Raw genomic sequence first — 11651 nt, 5'->3', positions numbered from 1 at the left:
CCGCCGCCCCGCGGTGGCGGCATGAGCGGCGGGCCGACGCGGGTGCGGCTGCAGGGGCCGGCCGATGCCAGTGCGCAGGTGACCCTGCACGGCGCGCAGCTGCTGTCCTGGACCTGCCGCGGCCGCGAACGCCTGTACCTGAGCCCACGCGCGAACTTCGTTCCGGGCCAGGCGATCCGCGGCGGCGTGCCGGTGATCTTTCCGCAGTTCTCCGATGCCGGCCCCGGCCCGCGCCACGGTTTCGCGCGCGTGCGCGAATGGACGCCGGCGGGCGCGGGCCGCTTCCTGCTGCGCGACGACGCGGCCACGCGCGCGCTGTGGCCGGCGTCGTTCGAGGCCGAGTTGACGCTGGCGCTGGGCGTCGACGCACTGGCGATCGCATTGCGCGTGCGCAACACCGGGGGGCAGCCGTTCGCGTTCACCGCCGCGCTGCACAGCTACCTGAGCGTGGACGATCTGGCCGCGGCGCGCCTCCAGGGCCTGCACGGCCGCGCCTACCGCGATGCCACCCGCGCCGGCGCATCCGCCGTCCAGGACCAAGCCGAACTGCGCTTCGACGGCGAGATCGATCGCCTCTATCCCGACACGGCCGGCGGCCTGCGCCTGCTCGACGGCGAACGCGGCCTGCGCATCGACGCCGAGGGTTTCGCCGACACCGTGGTCTGGAACCCCGGCGCCGCGCTCGCCGCCGGCCTGGGCGATCTGGGCGCGGGCGAGTACGCGCGATTCGTCTGCGTCGAAGCCGCCGCGGTCGCCAGCCCGCTCGTGCTGGCGGCGGGCGCGGACTGGCTCGGGCGCCAGATCCTGACCGTGGCGGACCGAACGCCTGTGTCGTAATCCGTACGGATCGGCGCACGTTGGCTGCACGCTAGGCGTAGTTCGGCGAGCCCCGGGGGAGCCGCGGCCGGCCCCGCCCCCCTGCGCCCGCGAGCGGTCTCCGCTAGAATTGGCGGTTCTCGGCCTCCGGGCCGTGCACCTCCCAACGGGCACCCCCAAGGAACCCCCGCACGATGAAGATCCTCGTCGGCTACAAGCGCGTGGTGGACTACAACGTCCGCATTCAGGTCAAGCCGGATGGCTCCGGCGTGGTCACCGACGGCGTCAAGCTGTCGGCCAACCCCTTCGATGAAATCGCCCTGGAAGAAGCGCTGCGTCTGCGCGACAAGGGCATCGCGACCGAGGTCGTGGTCGCCACGATCGGCCCCGCCGACGCCCAGGCGCACCTGCGCAACGGCCTGGCGATGGGCGCCAACCGCGCCATCCACGTCGTCAGCGACCAGCCGATCCAGTCGCTCACCGCCGCGCGCGCCCTGCTCAAGCTGATCGAGAAGGAGCAGCCGGACCTGGTGATCCTGGGCAAGCAGGCCATCGACGACGACGCCAACCAGACCGGCCAGATGCTGGCCACGCTGTGGGGCCGCCCGCAGGCGACCTTCGCCTCCAAGCTCGAGGTTGCCGACGGCAAGGCCACGGTCACCCGCGAAGTCGACGCCGGCCTGGAAACGCTGGAAGTCGATCTGCCGGCGGTGGTCACCACCGACCTGCGCCTCAACGAGCCGCGCTTCATCAAGCTGCCCGACATCATGAAGGCCAAGAGCAAGCCGATGGAGTCGATCGCCTTCGCCGACCTCGGAGTCGACACCGGCGACACCCTCAAGACCACCCATTACGCCCCGCCGCCGAAGCGCAGCCGCGGCGTGATGGTCAAGGACGCGGCCGAACTGGTCGCCGCACTGAAGCAGAAGGGGTTGCTGTGATGAGCAAGGTACTGATCGTCGCCGAACATCTGGACGGCAAGCTCAACGCCTCCACCGCCAAGTGCGTGTCCGCCGCGCAGGCGCTCAAGCCCGAGACCATCGACGTGGTCGTGCTGGCCGCCGACCCGGCCGCCGTCGCAGCCGACGCCGCGCAGATCGCCGGCGTCGCCAAGGTGCTGACCGTCGCCAACGCCGCCAACGCCAACGCGATCGCGCAGGTGCAGGCGCCGCAGATCGTCGCGCTGGCGCAGGGCTACAGCCATGTGTTCGGCCCCTCCACCACCTTCGGCAAGGATTTGATGCCCTGCGTCGCGGCCCTGCTCGGCGTGGCCCAGGTCTCGGACGTGATGGCGGTGGAAGCCAGCCATACCTTCAAGCGCCCGATCTACGCCGGCAACGCCATCGTCACCGTCGAAGCGCCGGCCGATCACACCGTGGTCGCCACCGTGCGCACCGCCTCCTGGCCGGAAGCCGGCAAGGGCGGCAGCGCCGCGGTCGAAGCGGTTACGGTCGACGCGGCCCTGCCCGCCCACACCCGCTATGTCGGCCTGGCCGCCGGCAAGTCCGATCGCCCCGACCTGCAAAGCGCCAAGCGCGTGGTCTCCGGCGGCCGCGGCGTCGGCTCGGCCGACAACTTCAAGATCATCTACGACTTCGCCGACAAGCTCGGCGCCGCCGTCGGCGCCTCGCGCGCCGCGGTCGACGCCGGCTACGTGCCCAACGAGCTGCAGGTCGGCCAGACCGGCAAGATCATCGCCCCGGAGCTCTACGTCGCCATCGGCATCAGCGGCGCGATCCAGCACCTGACCGGCATCAAGGACGCCGGCACCATCGTCGCGATCAACAAGGACGGCGATGCGCCGATCTTCGAGATCGCCGACATCGGCCTGGTCGGCGACTTGTTCCAGTTGCTACCGGAGTTGGTGACTCAACTGGGCCGCAACTAGAACTTTCGCGCATTACGGCCAATACTGGCGGGCGACCTAGCACAGGTCGCTTCGCCACCTTAGGATCAAAGAGGGCGCAACACTATGAATATTAAGCATCTATCTGTCCTCTCGGTGCTTGCACTGACCGTTGCTGCCGGCTGCTCCCAAAACAGCGCGCCCGGCCCCTCAACCACGGCCGCCCAACCCGAGGTGCCGGTGGTGGCCGCGATCGCAGAAGCGCCTGTTGCGGCCGCATCGGTCAAGGGCACGAACAACCTGTTGACCGCCACACCCGGGGAGGCGTCCTGCGACAGCGGCGCCGAGGTCAAGCTGGCTTGGAATGCCAGCGCCAATCCGGCCATAGCCCAGACGGAGCTGTTGGTAGGCGAAGGGAAGAGTTCCAAGATCTTCGCTGCCGGCGGACCGGCCGGCGAGGCCGACACCGGGCCCTGGGTCTATTCCGGAACGGTCTTCGTCCTGCGCAATAAATCCGATCAAGCCGAATTGGATCGCGTCGTGATCGCCGGGCCGACCTGTCCCCCGCCGGCTGCCGCCGATCCCGCCGCCGCTTCCAACGCCCAGTGATCGCGGTAGCCACGCATCGGTGGCAGCGCGTTCCCTGTCATCAGCGCCTCAAGCACTCTTTTATGCCCGACACGCCCATCATCCCCGTCAACTCTCTGAGCCGACATACTCGCCCCCTAGAAGCCGCGCTCATCGCGAGCACCTCCGAGGTCATTCGCAGCGGCTACTACGTATTGGGACCGAACGTGAATCGTTTCGAGAGCGCCTTCGCCGCATACTGCGGCGCAGGGCACTGCATCGGTGTCGCCAACGGCACTGACGCGCTCGAATTGGCTCTGAAGGCCGTTGGCGTCGTCCCTGGAGACCAGGTGGCCGTCACAGCCAACGCGGCGATGTACGGAACTACGGCCGTGTTGGCGTGTGGCGCGCACCCGCTTTTCGTCGATGTGGAGGCCGCCAGCTCCACGATGTGCCCGCAGCAGCTTGCCGCGGTTTTGGCCGAGCACGCGCCCAAGGCCGTGATCGTTACGCACCTGTACGGCAGGCTTGCCGCAATCGAGGCGCTAGTCAGCCTCTGCCGGGAACATGGCATTGCGGTCGTGGAAGATTGCGCCCAGGCGCACGGCGCACGCAGGAACGGCCGCACCGCCGGCAGTTTCGGCGATATCGCAGCCTTTAGTTTCTATCCAACCAAGAACCTCGGCGCGCTGGGCGATGGCGGCGCTGTGGTCACGTCCGATCCTGCGCTTGCGCAGCGCACACGCCAGCTGCGGCAGTACGGTTGGTCGGCAAAATACAGCAACGAACTCGGCGGCGGCCGCAACAGCCGCCTGGATGAGATCCAAGCGAGGATGCTGGACTTGATGTTGCCGCTGCTGGACGGCTGGAACGATCGGCGCCGCGAAATAGCCAATCGCTACTCCGAAGCCATCGGCCACCCGGACATCGCCGTGCCGGCTACGGCCGGCGAGGAATACGTCGGCCACCTTTATGTGGTCCACAGTCCACGCCGCGATGCGCTGCGTGAGCACCTGCATGCCCAGCACATCCAGACCGAGGTCCATTACCCGGTACCCGATCATCGCCAACCCTGCCACGCAGGCAGCTTCGACGGCGTACGGCTGCCGGTCGCTGAGCTTCAGGCCGCCACTGCCTTGACGCTGCCCTGTTTCCCCGAACTGGACGACACGGAAGTTCAACGTGTCATCGACGCATGCAATCAGTTCTGAAGCCCAAGTATTCGCTGGTCATTCCGGTCTATCGCAATGCGGAATCGATAGGCGACTTGATCGCAGCTTGCGCTGCCCTGCAATCCCAACTCGAAGGCAAGCTGGAAACCATTTTCGTGGTGGACGGCAGCCCTGACGACAGCCACATCCAGCTCAACGAAAAGCTCCCTGCGAGCGGATTGCGCTCGCAACTGATCCTGCTTTCGCGGAATTTCGGCTCCTTCGCCGCGATCCGCGAGGGCCTGATTCATTCCCGCGGCGACTTCGCGGCGGTAATGGCGGCCGACCTTCAGGAGCCCCCGGAACTCGTTGTGGAGTTCTTCAGGCAGCTGGAGCGTAACGAAGCGGACGTGGTATTCGGTATTCGCGAGGCCAGGAACGATCCCTGGTTGTCCAGCCTGTTCGCCTCGATGTTCTGGTGGATTTACCGTCGTTTTGTTCAGCGGGACGTTCCGGTCGGCGGGGTGGACGTATTCGGCATCAACCGCCAGTTCCTGGACAGGGTGGTTGCCTTCGGCGAAGCCAACGGCAGCCTGCTCGGCCTGCTGTTCTGGATGGGTGGCCGCCGGGCCTTCATACCTTACGTACGCCGTGAGCGGCGCCATGGCAAGAGCGCATGGACGTTCAGAAAGAAGTTCACCTATCTGCTCGACAGCATCTTCGCTTTCACCGATGCGCCCATACGCCTGCTCTTGGCTAGCGGAATCGCAGGCATAGGCCTGGCGTCGCTCCTGGGCACCCTCGTTCTGGCTACGCGCCTGCTGGGCCTGGTCGACGTGCCTGGATACGCCGGCACCATGCTCGCCGTGCTGTTCTTCGGCGGCCTGAACGCACTCGGCCTGGGCCTGGTGGGCAACTACAGCTGGCGCGCGTACGAGAACACGAAACAGCGGCCGCTCAGCATTCCGATGATCGCCGTTCGTTTCGGAGAGCCTGAAGGAGCAGACAAATCGTCATGACCGGAAAATCGCACGATGAAGTTCGGATGTCCGCGCAAGCCCAAGTAGCCGCGGACGCCGTGCTCGCTCCGGGCATAGTGCTGAACGGAGCTTGCGACATCGGCGCGCGGTGCGTCTTGGCGGCCGGAGTGGTCGTGGATTCCGGCGGCAGCGGCAAGGTCGTCGTCGAATCAGACGTCCGCATCCAGGCCGGCGCCATACTTTACGGGCCGCTGACCGTAGCCCGCGGCGCCTTGGTGCAGGCAGGCTCGGTCGTCACCCGGGATGTCCCGCCTCACGCGATTGTGGCCGGCAATCCAGCTCAGATTGTCGGTTACACCTCATCTTCCACCCAGCCCGTCGCGTTAGCCAGGACCCCGGGGGCAGTGGGTCAGGTCGACACGTCCGTGGCCGGCGTCACCCTGCACAGGCTGCCTAAGGTGCTCGACCTTAGAGGCAACCTCACCGTCGGCGAATTCGGCCGATCCGTTCCATTCGACGTCAAACGTTACTTCATGGTGTTCGGTGTCCCGAACGCCGAAGTGCGCGGCGAACACGCCCATCGGATCTGCCATCAGTTCCTGATCTGCGCAAAGGGGAGTCTGTCCGTGGTGGCCGACGACGGTCGAACACGCGAGGAGTTCCATCTGGACGATCCGTCCGTGGGTTTGCACTTTCCGCCGTTGATATGGGGCATTCAGTACAAGTACTCGGCAGATGCGGTCCTGCTGGTATTCGCATCCGAGTTGTACGATTCTAACGAATACATCCGCGACTACGGTGAGTTTGTCCGGCTGGCCGCCGACGCTCGAGGCGATCGATGAGCACTCATGCCACATTGCTCCTGTCCCTGCACGATGCGGCAACGATACGTCTCGGCCTGCAGAAGGCCGCCATTTCGGGCCCTCACTCGTTCATACGCGAGTTGGACGCGGATTACGATCGCGAGGTACTGCTTGAGCAATGGCTCCGCCCGCTAGCCGAGCAAGACGATCTCCGTTACAGCGTGCAGGTCAACGGGCAGGAATACTGGGTACTGCTTGAGACCCTGCCCTGGGATTCGACCTTCTTCTCGCGCGGCATGGCGCGCCTCAATGCGTTGGTCAAGGCGGGCGAATGCGCTGGATTGCGCGAAGACGGCGCTCCCGCGGCGGCGGCGCTGGATGCCGTGCTCGCCATCGCCAAATCGCGGGGGATCGACTATGTACTGGCGCCGGCTTCCCCCAACGACCTGCATCTTCTACGCAGCCTGGCCAAGACCGGGTTCGAGCTGATCGAGACGCGCTGCCACTACCACCGCTCGCTGACCCCGGCTGCGGGCCAGCGACACGCAACCCGAATGGCCGGCCCTCATGACGTCGCATCGCTGGCACGCACCGCGCGTGAAATGGTGAATCCGTACGATCGTTTCCACGCCGATATCGCCATGTCCGATCAAGATGCGGACAGAATGATGGAGCGTTGGATAGAAGCATCGATCGTCGGCGGATTTGCCGATACCACCATCGTCCCCGATGTGGATGAACCCGAAGCGTTTTGCACCGCGAAATACCATCGCGAACACTGGAAGGGCTGGAATCTTCGACTCGCACAGCCCGTGCTGAGCGCGGTTTCGTCGCGCCACAAGGGCTGGTACGTACGCATCATCTCCGAACTGGACGAGCATCTTCGCAGCATCGGCGCCGAACATTCGTTCCTGATCACGCAGATCACGAACAACGCGGTCATTCGCAGCTGGGAGAAATTGGGATACCGGTTCGGCAAGGGCGAACACATCTTCCGCAGGCTTCTCTGAGGCATGGACGTCGCAGCCCCCACCGAGATCGAGTGGAACCTCGACCAACGCCCGTTGAAGGAACTGGCCGCGCTTATCCTGGCCGAGCGTGCAGATGTCGTAAGCGTGGTCGCTGATGCCTCCCGGACGCTGGGGCAATTGGAACGGTTGGGCTATCCTCTCGATCTCCACCAGACCGGCGCATGCGCAGCCTCCGGCCGCAGCAGATGCGTATTGACCCCGCTTCTGACCCGCTCGGTGCTGCCGGTCAGGCACTACGACTATTCGGTCAGCTGCGAAGACGTAGAAGCCTACGGGCGTTTCAGCGGTGACATGAACCCGGTCCACTTCGACGACGAAGCCGCCCGTGAGCAGGGTTTTGAGGGCAGAATTTCGCATGGAATGCTGTTCAACGGATGGCTTACCCGCCTGCTCGGAATGGAGTATCCCGGGAACGGCACGCTATATCTGCGCAGCCAATGCCTGTATCTCGCGCCGGTCTATCCCGAGCGCGCGTACAGCATCAGAGTCTCGACCCCGCGACACGATCCGGTTAGGAACACCTATCTGATCGTCGCCCAACTCCTCGATCCGGCTCGCGGGCGTCACGCGTCAATCGCCTATGCCGATGTCATGAGCCGCCTTCCGCGGATCGAAAATCGTGCTCAGTCGAATCCGTAGCGCCTCACTCCGTGGCGAAGCGCTACGTTTCCTGATCGGCGGTGGCGCCAATACCCTGGCCACTTACGGCCTCTATTGGATATTGCTGCAGTGGCTGACCTACCCCGTCGCCTACACCGCCAGCTACGCCGCCGGCATCTTGACCGGATTTGCCATCAACACGTGGTTCGTATTCGGGATTCCCTGGTCGTGGCGAAAGCTGATGGCCTTTCCCCTGGTCCACGTCATGAACTATATGGCGGGCATGGCGGTCGTCTGGGCAAGCGTTCGTCTACTCCGCATCCCAGAGCCCTGGGCTCCAGTGGTGGCCACGCTCGTGACGCTGCCTCTCAGTTTCTTGCTCACCCGATTGCTGATCCGGTCCCGGAGCAGCAACTCCTGAGTGGTCGCCCACGCCGTTCTGAAGGCCATCACCCGGCGCCATGAGGTGGCCGGGCGCTTAGGGCGTTACTTCGAATCTGTACGATCCCGCCCGAGGCAACGCCACGCCTATCTGATAGCCATTGACTGGGATCCACTCACGCTCTTCGCCATTGATTCTGACGACCCAGCTGCCCTGCGGCGCTTCGTTCCAGACAAAGTAACCGGGCCCTGACGCAGTGATCGTGCCCGTCGCGCTTAAGGGCCCCAGCTTGTCGAACTTGGCCGCGATAATCTGTCCTGCCGCAGGTCCGCCGGCATCCGGCGCGGCGCCTTCCGGCGGGGCCGACTCGACAACAAGGCTCGTGACCGGCGCCCTCGGGCGGTCGAGCAGGAAATCCACCGCATCGCCTTTAAGGGTCGGCGTACCGGCCACAAAATAGGCGCGAGGTAACGCTCCCGCCTGCTCCTGCCACTGCCATCCGCCCTCGGCATCCTTCTGCAAGACGTACTTCACCCCGTAGATTCGCGACACCGACAACGACGGGAAGAACAGCAGCCGGAACTTGTCGTAGTCTTGCGGATGTACATTGCCGCGTATCATCCTAAGACCGTGACTGGCGAGCAAATGAGCCAGGAATCGCTGGTTGGGCACCGAAGGATCCACGGCGAAGCGATAGCTGAGCTTCTGCTCTTCTGTGAAGGCCGCTGCGGCCCCTTTTGCGATCGCCTCCATATCGGCGCAGCATTCAGTCGCAGCCTCAGCCGCCGCACGCCCCTCAAGTGGAAATTTCGTCCCGGGAACCGCGTAGGCCAACACCATCAACGGCAGCGCGAAACAAGCAGCGGCCAACATTCGCGGCGACTGCGTGAGCATCGCGATCAGTACTGCACCTGTACCTACGACCGCCACGGCCAGGGGCAGGTTATCGCCGGCGGAAAGCCCGGCAAGCGCTGTGACGACAAGTGCCGCGAGTAGAGCGCGCTGCCAGCTTTTTTGGCCGATGGACGCATTCAGGCGGTCTATCCCCATGGCCGCCAATGGCAGGCATACCGTCAACATCAAGCATGTCCACCACGCAAGTTGACGCACTTTGCCGGCCGCGGGAATCTTAATCGTCAGCGGCGCCAGCCATTGACTGGCCAAAGCCAGCGACATGCAAGCGATGGCCAGTAGCGCCCACCTCACCGGATCGCGACCATTGACCAACGCCGCCGCGGCCAGGAATAGCACCGGGATGCCGAGAAACAGGTTGCCCACGTCCTTCGTATTGCCTTGATCCGGAGAAATCAGGCCGACCATATCGCTGGCCCGGTATCCCCATTCGCGCATGGCATCCAGCGGAATGGCCTGATTGCCGACGATCTCGCCGTAGCGCCCCAACCAGCGAATGGTGTTGGCGTGGAAGTCCAGGAGCGTAAAGAGGTAATAGCCGCTCAAACAGCAGGTGATCAAACCGGCTAGGGCCAGCGTCGCAACGGTTCCGCTCATGCGCTCGCTCGGGCTATCGGTTCGGCGCAGGAAAGCCGCTCCCAATACCACGCCCCAGAACATCACACACCCCAGCACCGTGATGACCATGGTCTGGGCGGGCTGCGCGTAAATCAGCATGCTTGCACTGAGCGCCAAGCCCACTGCGAGCGGAACCGAAAAGCCCGGCCGTCGCGCGACGGCGATATTGAAACCAAGCACCCAGGGTATCCACGACACCGCCGCCACGATATGCGGCCACATCGTTGTCGAAACTGCCGCCGGCATCCAAGGCGCTGCGGCCGCGATCACGAAACCGGCCAGCTTGCTCGCCCCCAGCCTCCTGCTCATGAAGTACAGGCCCAGCGCATACCAAACCAGATGCAGCCGGATGACGAATTCGAGGCGCGACAACGTGTCGCTTAGCGAGCTATCGCTGCCCAACCAGTTGAAGAACAGCGGGTAGATCGGGTGATAGTTGGCATTCTGCCACTGGCTATAGCCTGCCAGCACATAAGGATCGAACAGCAGGCCGTGCAGGCCCTCTCGCTGAACGAGCAAACTGGCATCGAGCGCAAAGGGAGCGAAGATCTCGGTGCCGTCCGGATGGCCCAGCAGAGCTCGACCGTGGTATCCAACCCAGACCAGGACGATCGCCACGACGGCGACAGCCAAGTATGCAAGTACGTCATCGCGGGAGACGCGCGTCATCGGTGAATCCTATTTTTATCTACAGCCAGGCGCACTCATATTGCTTGCCGTCGAAAATCTTCGCACCAACGCACCAGCTTGACGTGGAAGGCGCTGCCCCGCCTGCACAGGACCGACGACCACGATATCGAGCCGGCTCGAAGGCCGACCGCGCCCAGCAGGCTTGCGTGGATCGAGTACGCAAGATCGACTAGAAGTCCGCAGGCCCGAGCCCAACCAGATTCCAACGAACGAATGCGTGCTTACCACCCCAACTTGAAACAACCGGCGCGGAGTCTACAAAACCGCCTCCGCACGTCACTATAATGCGACTATCGTACAATTCCTGGGCCAATGGTGCTCGCATGACCTTATACGGATTCGACACATGGTCGGCGCGCGACCAGGACTCTTCGCTGCGGGAAGCTTGGCTCGCCTCCGAGCGATTCAAGGCCGACTGCGATTGGAGTCGGGTGCCCGGCACATGCGGGCTATGCGGGAGCAGTAAAGGATTCGCGCTCGCCGCGGATGCCGACCGCGCGCAGCCCAATGTCCGTGAAAGCCTGCTCTGCTTGTCCTGCAAGCACAGTGCGCGCATACGAGCGAGTTTGCGCCTGCTACTCGATCACCTTTCCCAAGGACAGTCCAAGCCGAACATGTCCGGCGAGCCGCTGCGAGGACTTGGCGCCCGGCTACAGCATTGGCTTGGATGGAACCGCGGTGGCGCGACACTGCCGACCGTATACGTAACCGAACAGATGACTCCCGCCTTCCTATGGCTGCAGCGCCACCTGCGGGCGGACCTGCACGGCAGCGAATTCCAGCCCGATCCGGACAAGCTCCATGCGCTGAGCCAAAGCTTCCGATCGGCAGGAGGCATTGGCGACGTGAGCTTCCAGGATGTGACGCAGCTTAGCTTCGAAGACGCCAGTCTGGATGCCATCACATCGTTCGACGTGCTCGAACACGTCCCCGATTACTCCAAGGCAATCGCCGAATTCGGCCGAACTTTACGCCCCGGTGGCGTTTGCGTAGCGACCTTTCCGTTCACCGACGGCCCCAGCACCGTGGTCCGCGCCAAGATGGACGAACAAGGTGCGGTGACCCATCTACTCGAACCGGAGTATCACGGCGATCCCATTGGCGATGGCGTGCTCTGCTTCTACCATTTCGGCTGGGACGTACTGGACAACTTCCGTGCCGCCGGCTTTCGGAGCGTGCGCATGGTAATGCCTTGGAACCACGATCAAGGCTGTCTGTACGGCTTGTGGTCCCTGATGGCCATTCGCTGACCGCG

General features: G+C 64.2%; 12 protein-coding genes. 11 read left to right on the top strand and 1 reads right to left on the bottom strand.

The window, feature by feature from the left end; genetic code table 11:
• The first annotated feature begins 21 nt into the window (after nt 1-21).
• The 10 genes from V1318_RS06710 to V1318_RS06665 all read left to right on the top strand — a co-directional run bounded on the left by V1318_RS06710 (nt 22) and on the right by V1318_RS06665 (nt 8215).
• Nucleotides 22-837 carry a D-hexose-6-phosphate mutarotase gene (locus tag V1318_RS06710; RefSeq protein WP_332938814.1) on the top strand — a complete coding sequence of 272 codons (816 nt, stop codon included), beginning with the start codon at nt 22-24 and terminating at the stop codon, nt 835-837.
• A gap of 173 nt (nt 838-1010) precedes the next feature.
• A complete protein-coding gene (locus V1318_RS06705; protein ID WP_332938813.1) occupies nt 1011-1757 on the top strand; it encodes an electron transfer flavoprotein subunit beta/FixA family protein in 747 nt (248 codons plus the stop codon).
• Nucleotides 1757-2704, top strand: coding sequence for an electron transfer flavoprotein subunit alpha/FixB family protein (locus V1318_RS06700; protein ID WP_332938812.1), 948 nt, complete (start codon nt 1757-1759; stop codon nt 2702-2704). The genes V1318_RS06705 and V1318_RS06700 overlap by 1 nt, the downstream gene beginning before the upstream one ends.
• A gap of 84 nt (nt 2705-2788) precedes the next feature.
• Nucleotides 2789-3271 carry a hypothetical protein gene (locus tag V1318_RS06695; RefSeq protein WP_332938811.1) on the top strand — a complete coding sequence of 161 codons (483 nt, stop codon included), beginning with the start codon at nt 2789-2791 and terminating at the stop codon, nt 3269-3271.
• A 62-nt stretch (nt 3272-3333) separates the two neighbouring features.
• Nucleotides 3334-4440 (top strand): DegT/DnrJ/EryC1/StrS family aminotransferase, encoded by a 1107-nt coding sequence (locus tag V1318_RS06690; RefSeq protein ID WP_332938810.1) that lies wholly within the window; start codon nt 3334-3336, stop codon nt 4438-4440.
• The gene (locus V1318_RS06685) at nt 4425-5399 is read left to right on the top strand and encodes a glycosyltransferase family 2 protein (RefSeq protein ID WP_332938809.1); all 975 of its coding nucleotides are present in this window, start codon (nt 4425-4427) and stop codon (nt 5397-5399) included. Before V1318_RS06690 ends, V1318_RS06685 begins: the two co-directional genes overlap by 16 nt.
• The gene (locus tag V1318_RS06680) at nt 5396-6202 is read left to right on the top strand and encodes a WxcM-like domain-containing protein (protein ID WP_332938808.1); all 807 of its coding nucleotides are present in this window, start codon (nt 5396-5398) and stop codon (nt 6200-6202) included. Before V1318_RS06685 ends, V1318_RS06680 begins: the two co-directional genes overlap by 4 nt.
• On the top strand, nt 6199-7173 hold the full coding sequence (locus V1318_RS06675; RefSeq protein WP_332938807.1) for a hypothetical protein: 975 nt from the start codon (nt 6199-6201) through the stop codon (nt 7171-7173). Before V1318_RS06680 ends, V1318_RS06675 begins: the two co-directional genes overlap by 4 nt.
• Before the next feature lie 3 nt (nt 7174-7176).
• Nucleotides 7177-7833, top strand: a complete 657-nt coding sequence (locus tag V1318_RS06670; RefSeq protein ID WP_332938804.1) for a MaoC/PaaZ C-terminal domain-containing protein — start codon at nt 7177-7179, stop codon at nt 7831-7833.
• Entirely contained in the window at nt 7814-8215 is a 402-nt protein-coding gene (locus V1318_RS06665) for a GtrA family protein (protein ID WP_332938802.1), read from the top strand. The genes V1318_RS06670 and V1318_RS06665 overlap by 20 nt, the downstream gene beginning before the upstream one ends.
• Nucleotides 8216-8272: 57 nt before the next feature.
• Here the strand turns inward: V1318_RS06665 and V1318_RS06660 are convergent, their stop codons facing one another.
• Entirely contained in the window at nt 8273-10375 is a 2103-nt protein-coding gene (locus V1318_RS06660; protein ID WP_332938800.1) for a hypothetical protein, read from the bottom strand.
• A gap of 344 nt (nt 10376-10719) precedes the next feature.
• On the opposite strand from V1318_RS06660, the gene V1318_RS06655 reads away from it, so the two are divergent.
• Nucleotides 10720-11646: a class I SAM-dependent methyltransferase gene (locus V1318_RS06655; RefSeq protein WP_332938799.1), complete on the top strand. Its 927-nt coding sequence runs from the start codon at nt 10720-10722 to the stop codon at nt 11644-11646.
• Nucleotides 11647-11651 lie beyond the last annotated feature (5 nt).

The sequence above is a fragment of the Lysobacter sp. CCNWLW3 genome (assembly GCF_036697405.1).
In the GTDB taxonomy this organism is placed as follows: domain Bacteria; phylum Pseudomonadota; class Gammaproteobacteria; order Xanthomonadales; family Xanthomonadaceae; genus Lysobacter.
The sequence above is the reverse complement of the archived record's forward strand: the minus strand, read 5'-3'. Positions and strand labels throughout refer to the sequence as shown.

Excerpts from the sequence above, each read along its gene's own strand:
- V1318_RS06710 (WP_332938814.1), top strand. The coding sequence starts at position 22 with ATGAGCGGCGGGCCGACGCGGGTGCGGCTGCAGGGGCCGGCCGATGCC.
- V1318_RS06705 (WP_332938813.1), top strand. The coding sequence starts at position 1,011 with ATGAAGATCCTCGTCGGCTACAAGCGCGTGGTGGACTACAACGTCCGC.
- V1318_RS06700 (WP_332938812.1), top strand. The coding sequence starts at position 1,757 with ATGAGCAAGGTACTGATCGTCGCCGAACATCTGGACGGCAAGCTCAAC.
- V1318_RS06695 (WP_332938811.1), top strand. The coding sequence starts at position 2,789 with ATGAATATTAAGCATCTATCTGTCCTCTCGGTGCTTGCACTGACCGTT.
- V1318_RS06690 (WP_332938810.1), top strand. The coding sequence starts at position 3,334 with ATGCCCGACACGCCCATCATCCCCGTCAACTCTCTGAGCCGACATACT.
- V1318_RS06685 (WP_332938809.1), top strand. The coding sequence starts at position 4,425 with ATGCAATCAGTTCTGAAGCCCAAGTATTCGCTGGTCATTCCGGTCTAT.
- V1318_RS06680 (WP_332938808.1), top strand. The coding sequence starts at position 5,396 with ATGACCGGAAAATCGCACGATGAAGTTCGGATGTCCGCGCAAGCCCAA.
- V1318_RS06675 (WP_332938807.1), top strand. The coding sequence starts at position 6,199 with ATGAGCACTCATGCCACATTGCTCCTGTCCCTGCACGATGCGGCAACG.
- V1318_RS06670 (WP_332938804.1), top strand. The coding sequence starts at position 7,177 with ATGGACGTCGCAGCCCCCACCGAGATCGAGTGGAACCTCGACCAACGC.
- V1318_RS06660 (WP_332938800.1), bottom strand. The coding sequence starts at position 10,375 with ATGACGCGCGTCTCCCGCGATGACGTACTTGCATACTTGGCTGTCGCC.
- V1318_RS06655 (WP_332938799.1), top strand. The coding sequence starts at position 10,720 with ATGACCTTATACGGATTCGACACATGGTCGGCGCGCGACCAGGACTCT.